This is a genomic window from Phormidesmis sp. 146-12 (assembly GCF_052939495.1).
This window is the reverse complement of sequence record NZ_JBJPHS010000016.1, coordinates 14,874-41,050: the sequence shown is the minus strand read 5'-3', so window position 1 is coordinate 41,050 and position 26,177 is coordinate 14,874. Positions and strand designations below refer to the sequence as shown.

General features: G+C 50.5%; 14 protein-coding genes. 9 read left to right on the top strand and 5 right to left on the bottom strand.

Annotated elements, in window-relative coordinates:
* Positions 1-184 precede the first annotated feature (184 nt).
* The 3 genes from ACKFKF_RS09640 to ACKFKF_RS09630 form a co-directional block, all read right to left on the bottom strand.
* Positions 185-1,180 carry a DUF5895 domain-containing protein gene (locus tag ACKFKF_RS09640; protein WP_446867527.1) on the bottom strand — a complete coding sequence of 332 codons (996 nt, stop codon included), beginning with the start codon at positions 1,178-1,180 and terminating at the stop codon, positions 185-187.
* A 61-nt stretch (positions 1,181-1,241) separates the two neighbouring features.
* The gene (locus tag ACKFKF_RS09635) at positions 1,242-1,829 is read right to left on the bottom strand and encodes a methyltransferase (RefSeq protein WP_446867526.1); all 588 of its coding nucleotides are present in this window, start codon (positions 1,827-1,829) and stop codon (positions 1,242-1,244) included.
* A 107-nt stretch (positions 1,830-1,936) separates the two neighbouring features.
* Positions 1,937-2,569: a hypothetical protein gene (locus tag ACKFKF_RS09630; RefSeq protein ID WP_446867525.1), complete on the bottom strand. Its 633-nt coding sequence runs from the start codon at positions 2,567-2,569 to the stop codon at positions 1,937-1,939.
* A gap of 175 nt (positions 2,570-2,744) precedes the next feature.
* Here ACKFKF_RS09630 and ACKFKF_RS09625 point away from each other — a divergent pair, with 175 nt between their 5' ends.
* The 9 genes from ACKFKF_RS09625 (at position 2,745) to ACKFKF_RS09585 (ending at position 23,368) form a co-directional block, all read left to right on the top strand.
* Complete coding sequence (locus ACKFKF_RS09625; RefSeq protein WP_446867524.1) at positions 2,745-4,562, top strand: type IV secretory system conjugative DNA transfer family protein; 1,818 nt, start codon at positions 2,745-2,747, stop codon at positions 4,560-4,562.
* 200 nt (positions 4,563-4,762) lie between these two features.
* Positions 4,763-8,038 (top strand): DISARM system SNF2-like helicase DrmD, encoded by a 3,276-nt coding sequence (gene drmD / locus ACKFKF_RS09620; RefSeq protein ID WP_446867523.1) that lies wholly within the window; start codon positions 4,763-4,765, stop codon positions 8,036-8,038.
* Positions 8,035-13,272 carry an Eco57I restriction-modification methylase domain-containing protein gene (locus ACKFKF_RS09615; RefSeq protein WP_446867522.1) on the top strand — a complete coding sequence of 1,746 codons (5,238 nt, stop codon included), beginning with the start codon at positions 8,035-8,037 and terminating at the stop codon, positions 13,270-13,272. Before drmD ends, ACKFKF_RS09615 begins: the two co-directional genes overlap by 4 nt.
* Positions 13,273-13,319: 47 nt before the next feature.
* Positions 13,320-13,604, top strand: coding sequence for a hypothetical protein (locus ACKFKF_RS09610; RefSeq protein ID WP_446867521.1), 285 nt, complete (start codon positions 13,320-13,322; stop codon positions 13,602-13,604).
* On the top strand, positions 13,601-14,020 hold the full coding sequence (locus ACKFKF_RS09605; protein ID WP_446867520.1) for a type II toxin-antitoxin system VapC family toxin: 420 nt from the start codon (positions 13,601-13,603) through the stop codon (positions 14,018-14,020). Before ACKFKF_RS09610 ends, ACKFKF_RS09605 begins: the two co-directional genes overlap by 4 nt.
* A 5-nt stretch (positions 14,021-14,025) precedes the next feature.
* Positions 14,026-14,628: a Uma2 family endonuclease gene (locus tag ACKFKF_RS09600; protein ID WP_446867519.1), complete on the top strand. Its 603-nt coding sequence runs from the start codon at positions 14,026-14,028 to the stop codon at positions 14,626-14,628.
* 156 nt (positions 14,629-14,784) lie between these two features.
* Positions 14,785-15,411 carry a type I restriction endonuclease subunit R gene (locus ACKFKF_RS09595; protein ID WP_446867518.1) on the top strand — a complete coding sequence of 209 codons (627 nt, stop codon included), beginning with the start codon at positions 14,785-14,787 and terminating at the stop codon, positions 15,409-15,411.
* A complete protein-coding gene (locus tag ACKFKF_RS09590; protein WP_446867517.1) occupies positions 15,408-21,308 on the top strand; it encodes a DEAD/DEAH box helicase in 5,901 nt (1,966 codons plus the stop codon). The genes ACKFKF_RS09595 and ACKFKF_RS09590 overlap by 4 nt, the downstream gene beginning before the upstream one ends.
* A complete protein-coding gene (locus ACKFKF_RS09585) occupies positions 21,308-23,368 on the top strand; it encodes a 3'-5' exonuclease (RefSeq protein ID WP_446867516.1) in 2,061 nt (686 codons plus the stop codon). The genes ACKFKF_RS09590 and ACKFKF_RS09585 overlap by 1 nt, the downstream gene beginning before the upstream one ends.
* 4 nt (positions 23,369-23,372) lie before the next feature.
* Here ACKFKF_RS09585 and ACKFKF_RS09580 read toward each other — a convergent pair whose 3' ends face one another.
* The gene (locus ACKFKF_RS09580) at positions 23,373-25,292 is read right to left on the bottom strand and encodes a helicase-related protein (protein ID WP_446867515.1); all 1,920 of its coding nucleotides are present in this window, start codon (positions 25,290-25,292) and stop codon (positions 23,373-23,375) included.
* A 179-nt stretch (positions 25,293-25,471) separates the two neighbouring features.
* Positions 25,472-26,149 carry a DEAD/DEAH box helicase gene (locus ACKFKF_RS09575; RefSeq protein ID WP_446867514.1) on the bottom strand — a complete coding sequence of 226 codons (678 nt, stop codon included), beginning with the start codon at positions 26,147-26,149 and terminating at the stop codon, positions 25,472-25,474.
* Positions 26,150-26,177 lie beyond the last annotated feature (28 nt).

Sequence of the window (26,177 nt, the reverse complement as noted above, 5' to 3'; positions counted from 1 at the left end):
AATATAGCAAGGCAATGTGAGCAATGGCATCTGGTCAGGAATAAAATCCATCATTAGTTGGATTTACAAACGTTGAGATACGAAACAGTCCACCTGTCAGATGGCAAACTCAAAACTAGCCAATCAGCAGATGACTGAAAAAAGAATGCCAGTCCTCTACTAAGCATGAGGGCTGGCAGTTCGATTATTCCTCGTCTAAATCGTCATCGTCAAAGTCGAAATCATCGTCGTTGATCGCTTCTGCTTCCATATCAAGGACATCTACATCATCGAGTTCATCATCTGGCTCTGCGATCGGTTTAGCACTCTTGAGCTTACGAGTCGTAGCTGGCAATGCCGGAGCGTCAGCCTCACCAGGCAAGGCAGGAAGCGACTGCTGCTCTGTAAAGCCTGCAATATCGTCGTGAATACTCCAGACCAATGCTTTTGTTGTTGATGTGCCTAGAAATAATTGAGACAGGTTGTTTGTTGCTGGAGGCGTAATGTTCTCCGTCTTGCAGCACCAGGACTTGTTGTTGCCCTCGCCCTCCTTCACGGCTTTGAAAGTGACTTCCAACACACCTAGACTACGCCACTTATCACTTTTGCCGGAATACCGCTGTCCAGTGAATTCGGCAAACGTTTTCTCCAGCTTGCGGTAGAACTCTTCACGGGCTGATTTGAAGCTCCAAAGGGCTACATTCTTGAAGCGCACAACAACTGGAGTTGTGTGTAGTGGTTGATTATCTTCATCAAGAAAGACCAGCGCGTGTTCGGAGCAAGCATCCATCGTCTTTTTGTCAAAGGCGTGGCGATACTCATCGTACAGTCCGACTACCGTATTGCCCAGTTCTTCAATGTCAGACTTGTAGCGAATGTACTCTGGCACAAACGCTAGCACCAGCATTCGCACTTCAGTGAGGAGTAATCCTGTTACCTCTTCCGTCAGTTCAACTGTGTGAAGATCCTCCTCGTTCGGCATTGCTTTCCATCCGGCTTTATCAAGCTGGTCAGAGGGAATCAAAATGCCTGCTGGTTTATCGTTAACGACAATTCCGTAAGGCAACTGCGGACGGCGCACCTGGTTATAGTGTTCGTCTAGCAATTCTGGATCAATCTCCAATACAGAAGCTTTCGGTTTGGTGCTTCGAGTTGTTTTTGTCGTCGTAGATTGGGCGGGTCTGGTTTTTGTATTGACCATGCATGGAATTTCAAACTCAGCACGGGAGAGGGGGCGATAGCCACCACGCTCTACTAATTGTTCAGCCTTTGTGGGCAACGACTAATCGGCTCTCGACTGTCACCGGGCGATCGCTCCCCCAAAAGATTTCCAACGGCAACTCAAGGAGAGTTGCATCAATTCGCTTGAGAAATCTCCGAAACTGCTGCGCTCTGGGACAGTTTTTACAGTTCATGGAGTTGCTAACGACACTCACCAACTGTCCACCCGGAGCCAGAAATTCTCCATAGGCATAACGAATATGTGCCAGATCAACTCCACGCTGCTCAAAACTGGCAGAAAAGGGAGGATTCATCAAAATCAGGTCATAGAGTTGAGTGGCTTTGGTACTTAGAAAATCACTGCCCACAACTTTGAAACCTTGCTGGAACAGAAGAGCTTGGAATCGAAAATCAAGTTCAACGACATCAACAACTGCCCCTCGTTGTCGCATTGCCTGAGCCAATACACCAGACCCAGCACTAGGTTCTAAAGCAATTATGCCAGATTGAATTTTAATCTGTTGTAGCATCATCTTGGCTAATTCGGGAGTAGATGGGAACCAACCATATGGAGGACATTTGAGGATTGAGTCGTAGAGCGATCGCAACATAGGAGAGAACATATACATGACTCGTAGCGAGAGGTAACATCAGATTCTATTGAGGCAGTCGCCTTTATTGACTGAAATACTGCTGTCAGGGACTGGAGTCAACTAAAGCTGCTGTATAAAATAAGCTATATCGGCACTTCCTCAATGGCTTCCAAGTTCCTCAATACTTCAATTATTTCTTTCGAGTAAGGCGCGGTAGTAGAGGGCATTGGAGCAATAGATTGACAACTTTTAGATAGCAAAGAAAATAGCCACCGCTCCGTTTGTTCATGCAATTCAGCATTCCAGTGAAGGACTATTTTCTGAGCCGATCGGTCGGGATGCAACGCAACAACAATCAGAGTTACGTCATTGGGATGCACCTCAAAATGTTTAGTTGTTACCCAAAGTTTGACACGGTCAGTCCAAGTTAAATGCGGCTGTCGAATCACCCATTCAAATAGCTTGGGTTGTCCCTGACGGAATCCCACATTTACTTCTACCCTTACATAGGTCTGGTTACCTAACAGAGCCGCGATCGGGTAATTTAGTTGTAGTCTCCTACCCGGACGTAACGCATTTGGTAGAGATGCTTGCACTTCACAAACTAAATGATGCAGAGCCGAATCAGCTTGTAGCAACGGCTCCACAGGCAAGTTAAGGTGCAATTGTCGTATCGCCAGTTGCAAATGGTCTTGTAGGGTTGAAAAAGGTGATGGAGATAAACCATCAAGACCTGAAGGTTGTAATTTTCGCAGGTCGGAGAGGGTGATCAGCATAGCGAAGAGAGGTTAACAGCTCACTTCTGCGCCGGAGGGCGCAAACAGATAAACCTCAGTTAATATCTGCCATCCGGCTAAAAAAACCTGACCATTTATCAGTGCTGAATGGAAGTTGGTATCTCTGACAATAGGTTGGCGATTTTTCGAGAAGCTTTACACGCAATTCACCACCATGCCTAAACAAACACACCAATTTTCAGCAATCTCCCCCAACAATTACTTGGCTCCCTTTATTGAGACTTTCCAGGAATACAACAATCCTCAAGGCTGGGCATTCATGGGAGTTTTCCTAATGCTGATGTTAGTAGTGATGATTGCGGGAAAAAGCAAAGGCAAAATCACGACGGGGAGAGTGGCACGGATGGCTGAAAAATTAGCTGCCGTTGGAACTGCTTCAAAGCAAATGCGAGAACGCAAACACAATCGGGTCACGCTTTGGTGTGGTAAACCGCGCTACTGGATAAAGGATTCATTTCAAGCCGTAGGAACTCATCTTCAAACTCTGCTGGGAAACCCTCCAACGGTCTTTTTACCCGACGCTCAACGCAGCATACTGGTAATCGGAACGCCAGGAAGCGGAAAGACTGCCAGTGTGATTGATTCAGCCCTTGAAAGTGCTTTTGTTCAAGGCTTTCCAGTCATCCTTTATGATAAGAAGGGGGATCAGATGCGGCTCCATGCTCCACTTGCCGCCCGCTATGGCTATCAAGTGTGGGTGTTTGCACCTGGTGAACCCTACAGCGGAGTCCTCAATCCGCTCGACTTCATCCGAGATCCTTACGATTCTGTGATGGCAGGCGAGATTGGGCAGGTCATCAACCGCAACGCTTCCAGGGGTGGTAAGAGTGATGAGTTCTTTGCGACAGCAGGTGATTTGCTAGCAAAAGCCCTACTGCAACTAGCCAAAGGCACCCAGTATCCTGACATGGCAATGGTCTATGCACTGCTCCGTCTGCCGAATCTAGCTCAACGGATTGACTATGCAGTACAGTCCCATCAGATGGATGAGTGGGTTGCTACGTCTTTTAACCAGTTTCTCAGTGCCAAAGATGCGGAGAAAACGATCTCTGGAATTCTAACGACAGCAGCGGCGACCTTCAGCAACTTCATTCAGGCAGACCTGTTACGAACGTTCATTGGGCAATCTGACCTCCCTGCTCAAATTCAAGGCAGGCAAATGATTGTGTTTAAGCTGGATGATGCCCGCCGAAGTGTAGTAGGTCCACTGCTAGCGGCTGCATTGCATTTGACGATCGTGTCAAATCTGTCCAAACCTCGTAAAGATCCCCTAATCATTTCCCTGGATGAATTACCATCGCTGAAACTGGAACGGTTGCCGCAGTGGATTAACGAGTACCGCTCCAACGGTGCTTGTTTCTTGTTAGGGATTCAGTCACTCAATCAGTTGTATGAGCAATACGGAGAGAAATTGGGAGCCGCGATCGCCTTCGCGTGCAGCAGCCATATTCTCTTCAATCCAGGTGATGTCAAAACCGCAGAGGAATACTCTAAACGCTACGGCGAAAAAGAGGTTGTCGTGCGAACCCGTTCTACCAGCCACAGCACAGGACTTCATAGCAGTCGGTCTACGAGTTGGAACGAGTCTCTCCAGAAGATCCCAATCCTTACCCCTGATGAAATTTTGCGCTTTGAGCAGGGGAAATGTGTGATTACGAATCCTGCTTATCGATCGCGTGGTGAGGGTTCCATTCCCTATCTGCTGAAGATTCCGATCGCGCAGGCAGAATTTAATCACCGCACCAAAACTGAGAGCTTGTGGGATAGCCAGGTACAGCCTGCTCTTCAGCGTCGAGTTCGGTTGGCAGATCACCAAGCACTGACCCAGGCACTATACGAGCGTATTGAAGCTGCCGATCGCCTCTTGCCATTACCAGAGAATAACTCCCCATCAGCAAGCGGAGGGATGGAGCGTCCTCCCAATGTACTGGACAACCTGCCTGTACGACAGTATCGCCCAGGGTTAAGTTAGGGTGCAATACAATCCCTATAAAATTAGCTTTTGAGTGCAATTTGCACCCTAAAAACTTAAGCAGCGATCGTTCCTACAGGGCAAATTTCATGTGACAAGAACCTCAGTAGGATAAAACATCTGTGCAGTTACTGGCAGTTCAGAACAGAATGAGGGATCTTGGATAAGGATGCCATTCAGTTCGCGAATTGCTTTTTCCTATGATCGATCACCCAACTGCCAGTTCTGAGGCTGCCAACCCGCGAGTAGGAATGCTTGCTACGGTTCGGAACCGTCGAGCATTAATTTCTTCAGTGGAGCCATTCGATGGCAGTTTGACTAGGCGGTTACATTTGGTGACGCTGGAATACACTGACTCTGATGGTGTTCCAGAAGAGTCAGTTATTTGGGAATGTGAAGTTAGACGCTCGGTGCTGGAACCAACAGCACTGCCCCAGGTTGCAACTGAGCCACCGATGCTTGCGGCTGATTTTGATGCCATGCAGCGATCGACCCGATGGACGGCACTCTCTCCATTTTTGCCGCCCGATCGCTCGACCACCAATTGGACTCCCCCGGTTGCTTCTCCGTTCTTTGGGGCGGTTCAGGTCGAAGATTTTCAGTTGGTTCCCTTGCTGAAAGCGTTACGGATGCCTCGAATCTCCCTGCTGCTGGCAGACGATGTGGGGTTGGGTAAGACGGTTGAGGCAGGGCTAATCCTGACTGAATTGCTTCTACGGCGACGCATTCGGCGGGTGCTGATTCTTTGCCCTGCGGCTTTGCGGAAGCAGTGGCAGCAGGAAATGAAGGTCAAGTTCTCGTTGAGCTTTGATGTCGTGGATCGAGCAGAAACCCATGCCTTGCAGAAGCGGTTGGGGCTGGATGCAAACCCCTGGCGGACATTTCCTCGGATCATTACTTCTTACCATTACCTGCGGCAACCAGACGTGCTGGAGCAGTTTCGAGCTGCCTGTGCCCAGCCAGAGGGATCGGCACAATTGCCCTGGGATCTGCTGATTGTGGATGAGGCGCATAATCTCATGCCGTCCAATTTTGGGGAGGATAGTGACCTTTCCAAGATGCTGCGGGCGATCGCTCCCTGGTTTGAACACAAGCTATTTCTCACGGCTACTCCCCATAATGGGCATACTCGCTGTTTTTCTGGGTTGTTGGAGCAGCTTGACCCCGTTCGCTTTACGCAATCTAGCGAGTTCACTGACGCGATGAAGCAGAGGATCGAGCAGGTTGTGGTGCGCCGCTTAAAACGAGAGATTAATGTCTTAGATGAGCAGGCAGGGCAAATCCCCCGGTTCTGTGAGCGTCGTCCCCGTCCAGTGCCTTTGTACTTTAGCTCGACTGAACGCAAGCTCTCGATCGCCTTTGCCGAATTCCGCAGCGAAGTCAAGAAGTTAATTGCTCATGCTAGTCGGACTGAACAGCTTGCTGGGGCGTTCGCGGTGGAGGTATTAAACAAGCGGTTGCTGTCCTGCCCCTATGCGTTTGCGAGTTCCTGGTATCGATTCCGGGAAGGGACGACTCAGGATGAATCAGCAGAATTGGCAGCAGTTCAAGCGGCGCGGCGATCGCTCTCTGAAGACCTTGATGACGACCAGGAAACGGAAGGGCGGCTTCAGTATGCCTCTAAAACGACGGGTGCTTGGTTTAAGCCCTTAATTCCACACTTGCAAAATGAGATTGTGGCGGTCGATGCAGCCTTGCAGCAATTGGGGTTAGTTCTAGGGGCAAATGGGGAATTGCCTCAGCCAAGGCAAGATGAGCGGTGGGAGCGATTGATCGACACGATCGAGCAATATTTACGGTTGGGGAATCAGTGGCGTGGCAGCGATCGCATTGTCGTCTTTACTGAATACAAGACGACGCTGGATTACCTGGAGCAGCGGCTCAAGACCCATTTTAAGAAAGAGCCGGAAATTGTGCGGGTGCTGTATGGTGGGATGGACGATCGCCAGCGCGATGAAATTAAACAGGCGTTTAATGACCCAACCGATCCAGTCCGCGTGATGATTGCAACGGATGCCGCTTCTGAGGGACTGAACCTGCAAGAAACGGCTTATATCGTGCTGCATTACGACATCCCCTGGAATCCATCGCGGTTGGATCAGCGCAACGGACGACTCGATCGCCACGGGCAGGCGCAGGATGTGATTGTGCTGCACTTCACCAGCGAAGATGATGCGGATCTTCAGTTTCTTGGTCATGTGGTGGACAAGGTGAACACGATTCGGGAAGAGCTGGGATCGATGGGTGAGGTATTTGATGCGGCATTTCAGCGGCGTTTTATTGACCTGGAGGACACAGGTAGCGTTGTCAAAGGTCTAGATATTGCCGTGAATTACCGTCGAGGTCGCAGCCAGATTCCGCGATCGCCCGATTTGGCAGCAGGCAGTGAAGCCGCAGAAACCTTACGACAGTTAGAACAAGAGCTAGACCTGACTCCAGAGACGCTCAAAAGTACGTTAGAAATTGCGTTGGGAGCAGGGATTGGGCTACCCCGGTTTGAAGTGTCTGACTCAGAAGGACGGCTGCGACTACGGATGCCCGTGCCTCAACGCTGGGAACCTGTGATTGATGACTATCTCCGGCTAGAAACGGATTCTGGGCAGCGGGGAGCGTTGCCTGCGATCGTGTTTGACCCACAACACTTTATTCAAACCCGCAACGGTCGCCCAGTGTACCGCCCTACTAAAGATACGACCTTGCTGCACCTGGGGCATCCCCTCTTCCACCAGGCGTTAAATCTGTTTGCCCGTGCGCGGTTTCCGGGAGGAGGCTTGGATGACTACCCTTGTAGCCGTTGGACGGTGCGGTATGGAACTGTACCCACTGGTGCTGATGCGTTGCTGCTGCTGACGGTAGAAGAATTGGGCGTTAATGAGTTGCGAGAACCCTTCCATCATTGGGTGCAGACGATTCGCTTTCCCATTCAGAATGAGGAGTTGGGCGATCGCCTGCCTCATGTTCCGGTAGCGGACGATCGCCCATCGGTTCAACGGGTGAATGAAGCGGCGATCGCCCAGGCGCAGGATCTGTGGGATGAGGTTTCGCAGGAGGTACGGGCGGTTTTGTCTAAAATGGCGGATGATTTGACGGCCCAGTTGACGGCACGACTGAAGGCGATCGGTCAGGAGGCACAAAAGGAAGAGAAGGAGCGCTTTCGTCATCGACTTCAAGAAGTGGAACGGGCGATGCGGGAGACCACCATCCAGAAAATTGAGAAGGAGCGGGATGCGTTGCTGGGGGATATGCAGCAGCTTTCCCTGATTCCAGATGAGCGGAGAGCGCAGGAAGAGCAATTGCGGGATCTAGACGATGAACTGCGTCGCCGTAAGAGCCATTATCAAGACTTGCTCGATCAGCTTAAACGGGAACAGTCGCGAGTGCTGGAGGGCACTTTACCGAAACGGTATAGCCTCAGGGGAACGGCTCAGGTCTTTCCCGTTACGGTTGAGATTCGCTTACCAGAGGTGAAGCCATGATTCTTGCGCTGCAATCGTCAACTTCTATTTCAAACGATTGGTGGGCATCGCTGAAGCATGGTGGCTTGCTGATTGCCCCCTCGAAGCTGAATGAATTTTTTGTGCCTGAGTCTTTGCCTGCACTGCCACGATGGATTGAGGATCGGCTGCGGCGGGATGTGACCCGCTTGCAGAATGGAGAAGAGGATCACCTGAGTACCTTTCTAGATACGGTGCTGGAAGAGGTGCTGGGGCTGACGGGTGACTGGCAGAAAGGGAGCCAGGTCGATCGTACCTGGTCATATCCAGCCATTACTCGTGAAATCATTCGTCCTCGGCGGGTGTGGCAGGGGGCACATGGGGAAGTGTTGCCCGTCTTTGTTGCCGATGGGCAGGAATCTGGGGGCAAGGTGGCGCGGTTGGGGATTGGACGCGGCAAGCGGTCTGTCTCTCGCGTGGTGGAATGGCTGCGAAAAGCGAACCAGAAAATTGCGCTGCTGACCAATGGCTATCAGTGGCGGTTGATCCATGCCGGGGCAGACTACGATGCTTGGTGTGAGTGGGATGTGACTTTTTGGTTTGAGGAGGGACAACCGGGTTCACAGGTAACGGCACTCCGGCTGTTGCTGGGTCGGCAAGCCCTTCAGACAGATCGCGCTGATATTCCCAGTCCGTTGCTGGCAGCGATCGCCTCATCCCGGCAGGGGCAGGCAGAACTGTCGGAGGTGTTGGGAGAACGAGTCCGGCAGGCGGTTGAGTTGCTGATTCGAGAATCGGCGGAGGCGTTGGCACACTTGATGGCAACGTCGGATGGGATTGAGCCTCGCCACGTTTATATTGCGGCGACTCGGATTGTGATGCGCTGTGTGGTGATTTTATTTGCGGAGGCGCGAGATCTGCTGCCGCGCGATAACCCGATTTATCACAGCGCGTATGGTTTACAGGGCTTGCGAGAACAGCTCGATCGCCGTGCTGGAGGACGGGCTGGCGAACGGTTGCGTCAGGGGGGCAGTGCCTGGTCGCGGTTGTTGGCTCTGTTTAAGCTGGTGGATGAGGGATGCGCCCATGAAGCGTTGCCTGTGCCCCAGTATGGTGGCGGGTTGTTTGAGCCAGGTAATGCTGCCTCCCGTGATCCCATTTTGCGGGCGCTGTCGGCGTTTGAGAATCCGAGCCATACGCCATCGGATGCGATCGTCTATCGCATTCTGGAGTTGCTGTGTCGCAGTAAGGTGAAGGTGCGGCAGGGACGACGGAGTACCTGGGTGGAGGCTCCGGTCGATTTTTCGGATTTGTCGTCGGAGTATATTGGCATTCTCTATGAAGGCTTGCTGGATTTTGAGCTACGGCAGGCGGCATCGGATAGCCCAATGGTTTTTCTGAATCTGGGTGATCAGCCGGTTCTGCCCTTAACTCGTTTGGAGGGGATGGATGATAAAGCTTTGTCAGCCCTGGTGGAAAAGCTGAAGCAAAAAGTAAAGGGGGAAGCGGAGGGCGAAGAAGCCGGGGATGCTGAGAGCGATGCAGAAGACTTGGAGACGGAGGGCGAAGAAGACCTGCTCGAAGAAGTCGAAGAGGGCGCTGAACTAGGTGTCGAGTTGGAGGTTGCGATCGCCACAGATGCCGATCAACTGCAACAACTGCGCGATCGCGCTCAACGATGGGCAGTGCGGGCAGTGAAGGCAGGAAATTTGGTGCCCAAGCCGCGTAGCAAGAAGGCAGATGCCTTGGCGACGTATGAGCAGACGGTGAGTAAAACCGCTAATGCGCTGATTGCTCGTGTGGTGTTGCCGGGGGAATGGTTTCTGGTGCGTTGGGGTGGCACTCGAAAGGGGTCGGGGACGTTTTACACGCGACCCCAGTTGGCGATTCCAACGGTACAACGGACGTTGTTGCCGTTGGCGTACAATCCACCGCTGGATGCGGCAGGGCAACCGGATGAAACGGCTCCTGCTTCTGCCTGGACACCCAAGACCCCGATCGAAATTCTCAATCTAAAAATCTGTGATCCGGCGTGTGGGTCAGCTTCATTCTTGCTGGCGGCGCTGCGTTTTTTGCTGGAAGCGTTGTGGCAGAGCTTGTTCCATCATGGCTGGTTGGTGGAACGGGGGGATGAAATTGTGGTGTCGATTCCGCTGGATGCTCAGCCGGGATGGTTTGCGGAATGTGTGAAGGAACTGCCTGTCACGGTGGAAAAGGCAGAGGAGCGATCGAAGCCTCGGCTGAAGCGGTTTATTGTGGAACGCTGTCTCTATGGGGTGGATATTAACCCGCTGGCGGTGGAGTTGGCGCGGTTGGCGCTGTGGGTGGAGACGATGGATAAGTATCTGCCCTTCAGCTTTTTGGATCACAAGATTAAGTGTGGCAACGCGCTGGTAGGTTGCTGGTTCGATCGCTTTCAGGATTACCCGGCGATGGCATGGGAACGGGAAGGGGGTGATGCAAACCACGATCGCTTTGTGCATCATTTTCGAGAGTATGTGGCAACGCGAGGCAAAAACAAGGGGCAACAGCTTCAGTCGGGCGATCGCTGGACACAAGCAATCAAAGACACCAAAGAAACGGTCAAAGCAGAGTTGGTGAATTTGATTAAGGCATCTGATCCAGAGTGGAGGCGACAGATGCAGCTACCCGCGCCTGACTTTGCTCTGCCTAAGCCGCCAGCAGAACTTCATCAGGATGCGGTCAACATTTTTGAGGAGTTGCACCAACTGGCAATTGCCGACACTCAAGAGCAAGAGCGTCGCTATCGAGAAAAAATCGAACAGAGTCAAGAGTTGCACCAGTTGCGACGGGCGTTTGATACGTGGTGTGCGGTGTGGTTTTGGTCAGGGGAGGCGATCGCCCATGCTCCGATTCCGGGGCGGTTTTTTACTCAGCCTCCAGAAACAGCCGCAATGGTGGATCAACTCGCCAACGAGTACCGTTTTTTCCATTGGGAACTGGAGTTTCCAGATGTGTTTGTGGGCGAGAATGCTGGATTTAGCGGCATTGTGGGGAATCCGCCTTGGGAGATTCAGAAACCCAATTCTAAAGAGTTTTTCTCGAACGTTGACCCCCTCTATCGCACCTATGGCAAGCAGGAAGCGTTAGAAAAGCAGTTGGAGTATTTCGAGAATTCGCCCCAGGTGGAGCAGGAGTGGTTAGCCTATTGTGCAAGGCTCAAAGCCCTTTCTAACTGGACGAAGTATGTGGGCTATCCTTTTGGCGTGAATGAGACGGGCGAGTTTCACTTTAGCCTGTCTCGCGGTAAGGAAAACGCCATTCTGCATCAAGACTGGCTTGCCCAGCAGCAAAAGCGATCGGGCTATGCTGATCCTGCTCACCCGTTTCGATATCAAGGGTCTGCTGATATCAACACTTACAAGATGTTTGCAGAACTTGCCCATGCTCTATTAAAAACAGGTGGACGGTTCAGCCTGATTACGCCTTCGGGTATCTACACTGATAAAGGAACTGGACAACTTCGCAATCTATTTCTAAATCACTGTGAATGGACACATCTGTATTCATTCCAGAATGAGCGGTTTGTGTTCAGTGCAATCGATCACCGGAACAAGATGGTTGTTCTGAGTGTGAATAAGGGCGGATGTACAGAATCTGTTGCTACTCGCTTCCGCTTAGGTCCCGGTAATTCACCGGAGGCGCAGGAACTTGAAACCGATATTCTTAATGATGCAAATTATCTCTCTGTTCCAGCCCAGCAAATTAAACGCTTTAGCCCCAACACAGGCGCACTTTTAGAAATTCGTACTGAGCAAGACCTGAAAATCCTTGAAAAGATGTATCAAAACGGGGTTTTGTTGGGCGATCGCAGTCCTCAAGGCTGGGGTATCCAGTACGCCAGAGAATTTGACATGACCAACGATTCTAAACTCTTCCCGCCTCGCCCCAAATGGGAAGAAAAAGGCTATCGCCCCGATGAGTATGGTCACTGGCTCAAAGGCAACTGGCAACCTTACGATAGTGAACCCTCCATCCTCAATCGTCCTGAAGGGTTGGTTTTGTCGGTGGATGGGGAGTGGGCGATCGCAGTAGACGAAGTTGAAGATGTTGCACTGCCTTTGTATCAGGGAGTGATGATGGGACAATTTGATTTCAGCGCCTCAGCTTATATTGAGGGCAGCGGAAATCGCTCTGTGTGGGAGTCATTAAGTTGGATAAATAAACGTTTGCAGCCGCAGTTTTTGATGTCGCGAGTGACTTACATTGACAACACAAAGGCTAGCCGGAGTCTAAAGATTATATTTCGTGATATTACTAACTCAACAAATCAGCGTACTCTGCTTTCAAGTCTGACTCCTGATTTCCCTGCTGGTAACAAAACACCGATCTTAGAGCCGATAGGAGACTTAACGAATAAAATTTTCCTTTGTGGAATCCTCAACTCTTACGTGTTTGACTTTTCTCTCAGACAAAGACTAGGTGGTACAACACTCAATTACTTCATTCTTGAAGAAGCGCCTTTATCCAAGAGAACAGGAGAAAGTGATTCAATCACCAAACTTACTGCACAATTGAATCTTGCTAGTAACATCTTTTCTAACTACTGGCTTCAGTTACGAAAACTATTTTGCAAAGATTCCGATCTAAAGAGCTTATGGGCTTTTACAACATATGAACGTTTAAGAATTCGTTGTATGCTAGATGCTCTCATAGCAAACCTCTACGGTTTAGAAGTAAAAGATTTTACCTGGATTATTCGAGATTGCGATCATCCTGCTGAAAAGGTTTGTGATAATACCTATGCCCGTACTCTTGAACCCAAAGGCTTCTGGCGAGTAGACAAAGAAAAAGACCCCGAACTGCGTCACACCGTCCTTTCCCTCATCGCCTTCCACCACCTCAAGCAAATCGGACTTGAAGCCTTTCTCAACCTCAACGACGGCGAAGGCTGGATGCTCCCCGAAACCCTGCGACTAGCAGACTACGGCTTAGGTCACGACGATCGAGCCAAAGAACATCAGCCCGTCGCCGCAAGATTGGGCGACAGATTTCTCGCCTGGCAGTTGGAAGGAACGCCGGAGGAGTCTTGGGAGGAGTGCGAAAGACACGCCCAAAACTTGAAGCGACTGTTGGGAAATCAGAGATCGGGAATCGAGAATCGAGAATCGGCAACGCAATCGACTCCCGACTCAACAACTCCCGACTCCCAACCCCCGACTCCCAACCCTCAACCATTCACCCATCCCAAACAACTAACGCTAATCGAAGCAGAAACCCAGCAACTCGGACTATTCGATACCCTGGAGCCATAGGAGATCAACACCATGACAGCCTTGATCATTAATTCAGGAGAAGTGCGATGACTACTGCTAAAGAACAACTGATTCAAGAACTTGAGCAAATCCCTGATTTTGTTGTGCAGGAAGTTCTGGATTTCCTGCTATTTGTCAAACTTCGATTAAGGCAGAAGATAAGCAACGTTCAACCCCCTGATTCACAGCAACCCTCTAGTCTTCCGACCTTTCTACAGTTTGTTGACGAAATTAGCGCCCAAGTTCCCAGAGAGGAGTGGGAAAAACTACCCAAAGATCTTTCTAAAAATATTGATCATTACTTGTATGGCTCACCAAAAGATGAAGCATGAAAACCATTTTTGCCGATACAGGATATTGGATTGCAATCTTGAATCCTGCTGATGATCTGCGGAACAAAGCTATCAGTGTCTCCAATGCTCTAGAACCTTTCCAAATTCTGACTAGCGAAATGGTTTTCACCGAAGTCTTGAATTCCTTTTCCAAACGGGAGAGTGCTTTCAGGAAGGCGGTTGCCAAGTTTGCCAAACAATCCTTTAAGAATCCCAAGATTGAAGTTGTGCCTCAAAATCATGATTTATTTCACCAGTCCCTTGACCTCTATGAGCAAAGATCTGACAAAGGCTGGAGCCACACCGATTGTGCTTCATTTTGTATCATGCAACAGCGCAACATCCTCGAAGCCCTAACTCACGATCGTCATTTTGAACAAGCAGGTTTTATCGCCCTTCTTCGTCAGAGTAGCTAACAACTATGACCGCCTTCACCATCGACCTCAGCCCGATTCTCTCCCAGTCCAACTCCGCCAACGTCGTCCTCACCCACGACCAGTTTGAGCGACTTTGTGCCGCCAATCCCGAAATTAAATTAGAACGTACCCCCACCGGAGAACTTGTAATTATGTCGCCCACAGGCGGAGAAACGGGCATGAATAATGCCACCCTAATTGCGCGATTTGTGGTTTGGAACGAACAGACCAACTTAGGCAGAGTCTTCGACTCATCGACCTGCTTCAAGCTGCCAGGAGGAGGCGATCGCTCTCCAGATGTTGCTTGGGGCGAGCGATCGCGCTGGGATGCTCTTACACCCGAACAAAAACGCAAATTTCCGCCCCTTTGTCCAAACTTCGTCTTGGAACTCCTCTCGCCCAGTGACAACCTCAGCACCGCCCAAGCCAAAATGCGCGAATACCTGTCCAGCGGTGCTCAACTAGGCTGGTTACTCAACCCAGAAGATCAGGAGGTCGAAATCTCTCGCCCCGGTCAACCCGTTGAAGTCCTCCAAGCCCCCAGCACCTTATCCGGCGAAACCGTTCTCCCCGGATTTACCCTTAACCTGGAGTGGTTTTGGTCGTAAACGATCGACATCCCGTTCCCAACTCTCTGGAGATAACTAGCATGGTCAAAACAATTCGGGTCAGGAAATCTAAAAAAACTTTTCCAGCTTCAACCTCAAAGGAGCAATGAAGCAACTCAATATTATTGATCTCAACCCCTGAGCTAAAGGCATCCCATGAGCCAAATCACTGCCGTTACTAAAGCCATTACCAACCTCAACGAAGCTCATCGCAAGTTCAACCTTTCTCCCACATCTGATCCCAACTTCTTCCCTGAATGGCAGACTAATTTGCCTAATCTGACCGAAGCTGAAAAAGAAGTGTGCGATCGCCTAAAAAACCGCTACCTCTACTACGCCGCCGATGGAGCCATCTCTGAGGGCACCGTTCATTACATGATGCTCTCACCCCTACTCGAACTGCTCAACCTATACGACCCACCCTACAAAGTCCGAGCCGAAAAACACGTTTACGTTGAGTTAGAAACCGACGACACCGTTCTAGAAGGGCGAATCGATGCCTTAGTGATTCAAGATCAGCTTTGGGTTGTGTTAATTGAAGCCAAACAGTATGGCTTTAGCGTCCTGCAAGCCATCCCCCAAACGTTGGCGTATATGATGGCAAACCCCAACCCTGAGAAACCCCTATTTGGGCTGATTACCACAGGTGAAGATTATCTCTTTATCAAACTAAATGCTCGACAATACGCCCAATCTTACAAATTCACATTGCTATCAGATGAACACAATAATCTATTGCGAGTGCTGCAAATTCTGAAGCGGATGATCACCTTTATTCAATGACCTGCGCTCCAACTCCCATAAAAGAAATTGGCAAATTTTGGCTGATCGCATGTCTTAAGGCTAGATTGGGAGCGAACCATCTCCTCATTCAGCCACTCCCCATGCTCAACCCGATCGTCTACACCGAAAAAGTCGTTGACGATTTCTTGAAATACCAGCTCACCGCCTATCCTTTCGCGGACGGCAACCTCTATGAACAGATGCGGACGCTTCTCAACTTGGAGAAAACCCGCGCCACTCCTCTGCTTAAAGGTCCCTACATCAGCCTCAGCCGCATCTTCAAACAGGGCGCAAGAGTAGACGATTTAGTGACTGAGGGAATTTTTCATCCTGGGATGAAGGCAGTGATTCCCAAAGAGCACCCAGCCGTTTATGGGCATCAGGAAGATGCCATTCGCCACATCCATTCAGGTAAAACCACCCTGGTTTCTACAGGTACTGGCTCCGGTAAAACCGAATGTTTCCTTTATCCCATCATCAGCCAATGCTTGACCCTGCGTGACCAGGGCGCACCCGAAGGCATTGTTGCCGTTATCGTCTACCCGATGAATGCTCTGGCAGAAGACCAACTGGGACGACTCCGAGAATTGCTGGCAGGCACAGGGATTTCCTTTGGCATGTATGTTGGCAAAACCCCCAGAAAAACTGGACAGGTTGTCGGTAAACGGCTTAAAGCTGGAGCTTCTAAGGCAGATTACCTCAAAGCGGTTGAGAAGTTGCAGCAGGAAAAGCGACCTGAAGCCGTCCATCCGCACGAAGAACGGGTCTCTCGTGAAGAAATGCAGAAGCATCCACCCCGGATTCTTCTCACCAACGTCAAACAACTGGAACTGTTGCTGACCCGTCAGGAAGACGTGGAAATGTTCAACCAGGCGCAGTTGAACTTTTTGGTTTTTGACGAAGCCCATACCTTCACAGGGGCAACCGGAGCAGAAACAGCTTGCCTCATCCGCAGATTACGCACCTTCTGTGGCAAAAAGCCAGACGAAACTGTTTGCATTGCCACCTCCGCCACGATCGCCGACCCCGATAAAGGACGAGAAGCCGGACGGGATTTTGCTGCCCGCTTCTTTGGAGTGGCTAAGACCAATGTAGAACTGGTCGGCGAGAAGTATGAAGAGGAAATCTGGGCACCCCCCAGCGATCGCCAATTACCACCCGCCCCCAATGGAAACACAGCAAGCAACCTGCAAGCGGTTCTCAATGCCGTTGAAGATGAAACTGGGGTTGCGGTTTGCACAGTATTTGAACAATTGATGGGTCAAGCTCTTGAACCCGATCGCTGGCAGGATAGCCTCTACGATTCCCTCGCTGCCAACGAACTGATCTTTCAGTTAGCGATCGCCCTCCATGCTCCCCGCCATCTTAGCGACCTGATCCACCAACTTAAACAACAGATTGGTCGCCCTATTTCTGAAGAAGAGCTACTAATCTGGCTGGCTTTAGGGGCTGCTTCTCGCAAAGAGGGAAGACCGCTTCTGCGCCCGATTATTCATGCCTTTGTGCGAGGGGTAGGTGGAGCCGTTGTCACCTTCCCGGATGGCAAATCTCGCCCCCGGCTATGGCTCTCGGCTGAAGATGCCAGCAACGATGCCGCCAGTGACGACTTATTCCGATTGCCCGTCCTGACCTGCACAACCTGTGGGCAGCACTACTTTGAACACTTTGTTGAAGACTTCACCTTTACAGGCAAAACGCCTGAAGGAGGACAGGCACAGGGCAAGCAAACCATCTGGCGACCGCTTTCAGAAGAGTTGCAAGGCAAACGCTTACTGCTGTGCGATCGCCTCATTACCGATGACGACGATGATGACGATCGCTCATCCGACTCCCCGCCCCTCACGGCTACCCCTCGCACTTATCCTCGCTCCACTGTTCCGCTTTACTTCTGCCGTGCTTGTGGCACTCTCCATGCCACTCCCATACAACGCTGCGACCACTGTGGGCGAAACGGAGAAGCGATCGCACTCCTTGCCATCCGACAGAAGGCTGATCACCCTGGAGCACTCAGTTCCTGCATTGCCTGCCAATCGTTAGGACGAAATAGCTTCGGTCGTTTCCGTGAACCCGCCCGCCCAATTCGAGCCACTACCGTTTCTGATGTCCATGTGCTGGCACAGAACATGCTTCACTATGCCGAGCGCAGAAGGCTCCTGGTTTTTGCGGATAATCGCCAGGATGCTGCGTTTCAAGCAGGTTGGATGCAGGATCATGCTCGTCGTTATCGCCTCCGCGCTTTAATGGACGATCGCATTAAGCAAGGCTCAATCTCAATTGGGGACTTGACTGCCCACATGGATGACCTCTTAGATGCCGATGAGGAACTCAGCCGTGCGCTCATTCCTGAAGTCTGGCGGGCATTCCCGAAGGAAGCAGAAGGGGTCAAGCATGGAGACGAGCGCCGCTATTTCCTGCGAATCCAGATTTTGCGCGAGATCACCACAGGCGTAAAGCAGCGAATTGGTCTGGAGCCCTGGGGACGCATTCAACTAAGTTATGCGGGTCTAGCGTCTGATTTACCCTTTATCCAGCACTGGGCAAGCATCCTGGGTCTTTCTGGGCAAGACCTGGTGCATGGAGTGGCTTCCCTGCTGGATATTGCCCGTCGCAACAATATTGTGCTGGACTCTCAGGGCAGGATTTTCTCAAAGCTTTGGCGAGAAGGCGATCGCGAAGTACAGCGAGGCTACCTGCCCATCTTAAAGGGGGTGCCCAAAGGATTAAAGAGAACCAGAGAAGGTGGCAACTCAACGAGTTGGATACAGCAATGGTTGAGTGATAAGGGAGATACCACTGCTCGGCAGGCAGCTCGTCGATGGGGGATGCCCAAAGAGCAAATGGACGCATTCTTTGATGAACTGTGGCAGTGCCTGACCGAAGACCTCAAGCTCCTACTTCCTGTTACCCTGCGAAATAGTGCCAATAAGCCGCTGACAGGTTGCGATGGAGCCTATCAAATCGACTCCGACAAGTTGAAAATTGCGCCCCACCAAGGCGTTTACCGCTGCAATATTTGTCGTCGTCCCCATCCTCGTCTCACACCTCACGCCGCCTGTATGACCTGGCGCTGTCAGGGCACCATGCAATATGAACCAGAGAGTGCCGATGATTACGATCTGCGGGTGCTGGATGAGCAATTCGAGATGTTGCGCCCTAGAGAACACTCGGCTCAGGTGCCAACGAGCGATCGCGAAGTCATTGAACGGCTCTTCAAAGGCAACAGCGAACTGCTGAATACTCTGGTCTGTACCCCAACCTTGGAAATGGGGGTTGATATTGGTTCGCTCGATGCCGTGCTGATGCGGAATATTCCGCCCCTCCCTGCTAATTATTGGCAGCGGGCAGGACGTGCCGGACGACGACATCGCATGGCAGTCAATATTGCCTATGCCCGACCTGCCAGCCACGATCGCGCCTACTTCAATGACCCCATGCGGCTTTTACAGGGGCAGATCTCCCCCCCCCGCTTAAACCTGCGAAACACTTTAATGGTGGGTAAGCATGTCCACGCCGCTATTCTGACCGTTCTCTATCAGCTTGCGCGTCCGACCAGTTCTTTGACCCTGGGCGATCGACAGGAAATAGCCAACGTGCTGGAAAGCTGCTTCCCCAGCCAAGTCAAACACTACCTGTTCAGCGACTCAGGCGTTCTACGAACTGCCCCGTTAGATGTCAGTAGCCTGACCACCTTAATTCAGAAGCATGAAGCCACGCTTTTGGGGCATATAAAAACCGCCTTTGCAGAAAGCTGGCCCAAAGAAGACCAGATTGCAGTCAGTGAGAAGGAATTGCGCTCCCATGTCGAACGAATGGGTGACCAATTAGCTTTAGTAATTCAGCGGCTCTGGCGCAGACTGCAATGGGCACTCGATCAAATGCGTCGGCTGAACGAGCTGCGAGTTCAAAAAGGAACCCTCGACCCGGATGAAGATGCGCTCTTCCAACGATGCGATCGCCTGATCAAGCGACTCAAAGGAATTCAGCAAAAGAGACGGCAGGATACAGAAGGGTTTGATGACACAAACACCTATAGCGCCTTAGCGGCTGAGGGATTTCTGCCAGGTTATGGGTTAGACATCGGCTCTATCAAAGGCACAGCTCAAACCCCTCGGAGTGCAGGTTGGTTGCCCGACTTTGACTTGCCCCGTCCACTTGGTATGGCACTACGTGAGTACGTCCCTGGCAACCTGATCTACGCTAACGGGCATCGCTTTGTCCCTCGCTTCTTTCATCTAGAACCGGAAGAACCCCTCCGCTTTCAGGTGGATATTGCTAACGAAGCCATTCGAGAAATGGGGACTGCGGGCACAAGTGCCGGGCTACTGACCTCAAGTTTGAAAGCCCTGGCAATTTGTGATGTGGACTTACCCCACCAGTCCAACATTTCTGATGAGGAAGACAACCGTTTTCAGATGCCTGTGACGTTGCTGGGCTATGAGCAAGACCGTCACGACGGAGGACTGGCATACACCTGGGGTAACCACACGGTTACACTGCGCCGTAACGTCCATTTAAGGATGGTCAACATTGGAACAACCAGTCTCGTTCGAGGTGGTAGCCTTGGCTATACCGTTTGCTCAGTTTGTGGACAAAGCCGATCGCCCTTCACCTCCCAGCGCGATCGTGATTTATTCGTTCAGGACCATACGCAGCGCTGCGGCAAACCCATTGAACCCGTTGGTTTCTACGCCAATATTGTCGCTGATGCCCTCTCGATTCAGGATTGCGAGAACCGCCAAGTTGCTTACAGCGCTATGGAAGCGATTCGGCATGGTGCCGCCAATGTGCTGGATATGGAGTTGGAAGACCTCCAGATTCTGACGATCGCTCAACCTGGCACTGAGAGAGCAGATGTTCTGTTGTACGATCCGATGCCCGGTGGTTCTGGCTTACTGGAACAGTTGTTAGTCCGTTGGACAACCGTGATCTCAGCTGCTCTAGAAGTCGTTGGGCATTGTCCTTCGCAGTGCAATACCGCGTGTATTGACTGCTTATTCACCTTCCGCAATGCCTACTATCACCGCTATTTGAACCGCCATGTAGCGTTAGAGAAGTTGCAGAACTGGGGCGACATTCTGTCCCAAAGTCATGCGATTCCTGCCAAACTCCCGAAAGCAGGGGCAAAGGCAGAAGCACAGCCCGTTAATCAGGCTGAATCTCGGCTCTATGAAATGCTCAAACGAGCTGGGTTTTCAGAACCAACACCTCAAAAACCGATCGATTTGGGTAAACCGTTAGGCACGACCAAACCTGATTTTTTCTTTGAAGATCCCAATGAAGACCTGGAAGGTATTTGCGTTTATCTGGACGGGATGAGCAAGCACTTACACGGCAACCCTGATACGGCACAGCGCGATCGCGCGATTCGGGAAGAACTGCGTAATTCTGATTATGAGGTAATCGAGATTCCGGCGGGCAATCTGGATGACCCTCAGGCGATGGCAAAATACTTCTACCGCATTGGCAAAATACTGCTTGGTAAAACGAAAGCCAAAGATATTCGAGACAACCCAACATGGTTTGACGCATCAGCTACCTCTGCTCCAAACAATAAATCTGATGAATCACCGGCTGAAATTGACTGGAGTTTGTTTGAACCAACCTGGTTATCGATTCTAAAAACACTTGCTGATACAGAAGGCATTGAGGTTGATGAAGGTCTTGATATTGACGACGAGGGGCAGGTGGTAGGAACCTGTATCGCTCAAGTAATCCAGGGCGATCGCGCAGCGTCCTCCCAGGAGAATCGTATTCTCTTACTCATTGATCAAACTCGAAGTGATGCTTTCCAACTTCAGCAAGCACTGCACAAGCAAAACCGTTCTTCAATTGCTGTAGATCCGAATCATCCAGATGTTGTCGATCAGATTCTAAGCGCATTACAGGAGGGAATCTGATGATCGTTTTACTCGGAAAGTCCTTAATGAGTTCCCTGTCAAAGCTAAATGCAAATGACACCAAGCGAGTGACCGATTTTATCGACAAGTTCTATAACAATCCGGCTCACCCCAGCATTAGCCTGGAAAGGGTCACGAAAGTAAAGGATGATAACCTCTGGTCTGCCCGCATTACTCAAGGGCTACGTGCCATCATCTACAAAGAAAGTGATACTTGGGCACTGCTCTATGCCGGACAGCATGACGATGCCTACGCTTGGGCACGAGTGCGCCGAGTTGAGCAAAATGCTAAAACAGGTGCCCTTCAAATTATTGAGTTTACGGAAGCGATCGAGCAGCAATTTGCTGAGAAACCTCAAAACCAACTCGGTCTGTTTGACACCCATAATGACGACTATCTTCTGAGTTTAGGCTTACCCCCTACCTGGTTAGCGGTTGTTCGTAAGCTGGTTACAGAGGATGACCTATTGAGTATCCTCGAAAAACTACCAGAAGAGGTCGCAGAACGCTTCTTACGATTGGCAGGCGGTGAACTCGTTACCCCTCCACTGCCATCGTCTCCTGAGAAACCAACCTTTGAAAATGAAGACACTCAACGCCGTTTTATTGTCGTCAAGAGCAGTGATGACATTGCCAAAATTTTGGCAGCTCCCCTGGCAACCTGGATTGGCTTTCTTCATCCCTCACAACGCAAACTGGTAACTAATTCCTACAAGGGGCCCGTCAAGGTGACAGGTTCCGCAGGCACAGGTAAAACTGTTGTTGCAATGCATCGGGCGAAATATCTGGCGCAGCAGGGCAAGAAAGTGCTCGTGACCAGCTTCGTTAAAACACTCTGCGACAACATCAATCGCAACCTGAAGCTGCTGTGTAGTTCTGACGAGTTAGCAAACATCACCGTCGGCACGGTTGCCAGCCAAGCAGGACATATCCTGAAGGAAGGAAACAAGTCCCTCTCCATTGCTAGCGATGAGGAAATTCAATCCCTGATCGCAGAAAACTTTTCTCCTGCTTGTTATCTTAATGCCTCTGCTCTCTGGCTGGAATGGAAATTTGTGATCCAGCATCAGGGCATTGCCACTTGGGAAGCTTACCGCTCGGCCAGTCGTGCAGGGCGTGGGCAGTCTTTAAGTGCTAAAGGGCGTAAGCAAGTTTGGCAAATTTTTGAATGGGTTCTCTCTCAATTACAAGCCCAAAATAAAACGGATTGGTCTGGACTATACCGTCATGCAGGTGATCTGATCACATGCGGGCAAGTTGAAAGCCCCTTTGATGCAGTCATTGTGGATGAGACTCAAGATCTCAAACCGCAAGAACTCAAGTTTTTGGCAGCTCTGGCAGGCAATGGCCCGAACAGCCTAATGTTGTTCGGGGATGGTGGACAGCGTATTTATCAAGGACGGTTCAGTCTCAAGTCGTTGGGGATTAACGTTCAAGGACGTTCTCATGTCCTAAAAATCAACTACAGAACGACCGAGCAGATTCGCCAGTTTGCCGACCAGTTACTTGACGGAGAACAAGATGACCTTGATGGTGGTACCGAACAACGTTTAGGCACCATCAGCTTACTCAATGGCCCTGAACCCATCCTAAAACCTTTTACCAATGCAGCTAAACAGGCAGAATTTGTAGCTGAAGAAATCTCTCGGTTAGCTCAACAGGGAATACTAACGAACGAAATTGGGATTTTCAGCCGGACTAAAAATCTCCTCAAACCCATTGAGAAAGCTCTAAAAAAGCAGAACATTGCCTCTGTTCGACTGGATGACCAAGAGCAAGACGCGATCGCCGATGCTGTGAACACCGGAAGCATGCATCGAGCAAAAGGGCTGGAATTCAAAATTGTCTTTGTTGTTCACGTCTCTGAAGCTGTCATTCCCTCACCTCACATTGCAGAAGAACCTGATCTCCAGGCTCGGAAAGAAGCATTAGAACAGGAACAACATCTACTCTATGTCAGTATTACCCGTGCCCGTGATGCTGTATATCTTTGCTGGAATGGACAACAAAGTCGTTATTTAGAGGAAATAACCAATGGGGTAGCAAAACCTACACCTTAACTGCTTAAGCAACGATCGCCTCCAAAAGCGCCAGTCCCATCTGTTTGAGCAATCCCCGATTGCCATCAGGACAGCCGTGCTGGATCAAGCACTTGGGACAGCCGTATTCACAATCACAGCTTTGGGCAAGTTCAGCCGCGACTTTGACCAGCTTTGGTAGATTTTTGAGAATCCCTTCTGTCGAGCCATTGCCGCCATCTGTTGTGTCGTAAAACAAACCACAGAAACCGCTGCCGTCCGGCTCCACGACAAAATTTAGATCATGACGAGATGCCAGAACCACGAGCGGCAACGCCGACATTAGCTGATGCCCTAAGCTGTGCAGTGCCACGAAGACAGCAGGGTAATCCCACAACATTTGATATTGAGGAGGAATCGGTTGTCCTTCAAACGCGGCTTTTGCTTCACTGGCAAACTTCCGTAGATAATCCTGTGGATCGGCATTGAGCGACAATTTGAGGATCGGAGTACTGTAGCTGACTTCATAGGGCTTGGGAAAAGCAGTCTCTGTGACGACTTTTACAATTTCCGCTTCCCGGGTTCGCTTGCTGCACGCTGGACAGTGAACCGTATTGAGTAGCGATTCTCGATAGTGAATACACCTTTTGTTCAAGCAGGTGCGCTCATACTGCCGGGTCATCAGTTGGTAGCCAGTCGTCATCTGGCTCAATGTACCAAACGCTAACTCCAAAGTGAGGTGGGCAGGTGATGTCTCTAAAGCAGACTGGATCTCTTGCCCAACTGAGAAATCGAGTAAGATCTGTATTGGCTGGGTCAGTAAACTTTGTGTTTTTGCTTCATGATGAGTCAGGGCCCTAGTGAATATAGCTCCGTCATCGATGGGTGAGAGGGTCGCCAATCGTTGGGTCAAGTCCAAGGATTCAGATTGATAGGTTAGCATCTGCCCAATTTCGTCCTGCCTGCGGTAAATCGCACCCGGAAACACTTCACGGTAGGCAATCTCATCGTTCATCTCTTCCAGTTGTCTACCAGAAATGACATCGATCAGCTTGAAGCTACCTTGACCCACTCCTCCCCGAAAGTTGATATCACTATGAGGAAAACCTTTAGCATAAAGTCCGTTTCTGCCTTTGAGCAGGTGTCCTTGAGCCGTCAGCAATTTGGCAACCTTCACCGCTTCAGTGCCGAAATAAAGCTTCAGTTGATTCGTTTGAATCCCTGTTTCAACGGCGGCACAGAGCAAGTGTTTGGCAAGTAAGATTGGGTAGTTAGGGTTGAAACTGATGGATTCAGATGCTGCAAATAGGCGATCGCGCTCTGTAAAATGAACATCTACCAGATTTTGAGCGATCGGGATGTAGATTGCCAGTCCTTTATGCTTCCGTCCTGCTCGACCAATCCGTTGCCAAAAGCTCATCAAGCTACCAGGAAACCCACGCACGATCGCACAGTCCAGCACAGGTAAGTCAATCCCAGCTTCTAGGGCTTCAGTGCCAATAATCCAGGTAATTTGACTCGTCTCAAGCTGCTGAATAATTTCCGCCCGACGCTCATCGCTGAGAGAGCCATAGAAAACCGCAACTTTTCTAGCAAACTGGTCACAGTGTTGTAATAGGCATTCTTGTTTGATTAACTCTGCCAATGTTTTCGTCACTTCTCTAGCATTACAAAAGGTGATGCCTCGTAATCCCTGACGCATCAGAAAAACCATCAGCTTTGCTGTTTCAGCATTCGCGTTATAAGTCGGTTGAGTGACTATCAATTGCTTCTCTGGTGTATAAGCACCATTGGTTTTGATCCAAATTAGCCGTTTGGGATCAGTTTGTTGCTTGCGCCCTGATAACCTGCGGGCAAGTTGAGTCGGATTACCACAGGTGGCGGAGAGAAAGATGAATTGCAGGTCGTTGGAATTTCCGCCGTGGCGATCGACTGCCAGTTTCAGTCGTCGCAAGAGCAACGCCATGTTTGCCCCATACACTCCGTTAACGTGAATTCGATGAGAGGTTTTCCGCTTCGTTGTTCACGGCTTTTGCCCCCCAACCCCCCAATTTGGGGGACTTTAAGAGAGGAATTCTGGTTCAAAGTCCCTCACTCGTGGGGGATTTAGGGGGCGTTCCTGGATCTAAAAGCGAAGCGAAGCGTTCATCGAACTGACGTTCCGTTAAAACTGTGCATCTCGTCTACCAGGATGAAGCGAAGCCGAGAAAGAAAGTGCTGCCATCCCTGCGATCGCCAGACAGTGCGAAGCTGGTAATGCAGCAATTCTGGCGTGAGCGCGATAATGTGCGGATGAGCATTGAGCAAAACTTCCCGCTCATCCTTGCTGGTGTCTCCAGTCATCTTGGCAAATACGGGACGCTGATCATCAGGCATCTGCTCCAGCAAAGCATTCAGCTTCGTATTCTGATCACTTGCCAAGGCTTTTAGTCCGTAAAACGACAGGCAGCGATCGCCCATTGCCATGCATCCTTCCAAAATCCCCACGTAGGCAGCCCAGGTTTTACCAGATGCGGTTGGAGGGGTAAGAACCACATCTTTACCTGCCCGAATCGCTTTTAGCGCCAGTCGTTGATGGGAGTAAAGCGTTTCAATTCCCTGTGCCTGGAGTGCCTGCTTCAACGCGGTTGACAGCGACTTGGGTAATGGATGCACCTCTGCGGATTGAGCCGCGATCGTTTCTTGCCACAGCAATTGATCGCCCAAAAACTGAAAAATGTCTCCATCGTCCAAAATCTCAGGTTCCGATTGTTCTGGCTCAGTGGCAGTTGCCGCAGGAGTCCACAATTCCTGTAATAATGCAGCATAATTCGGTGATGGCATAACCCCTTCCTCAAAAACTCATAAAAAA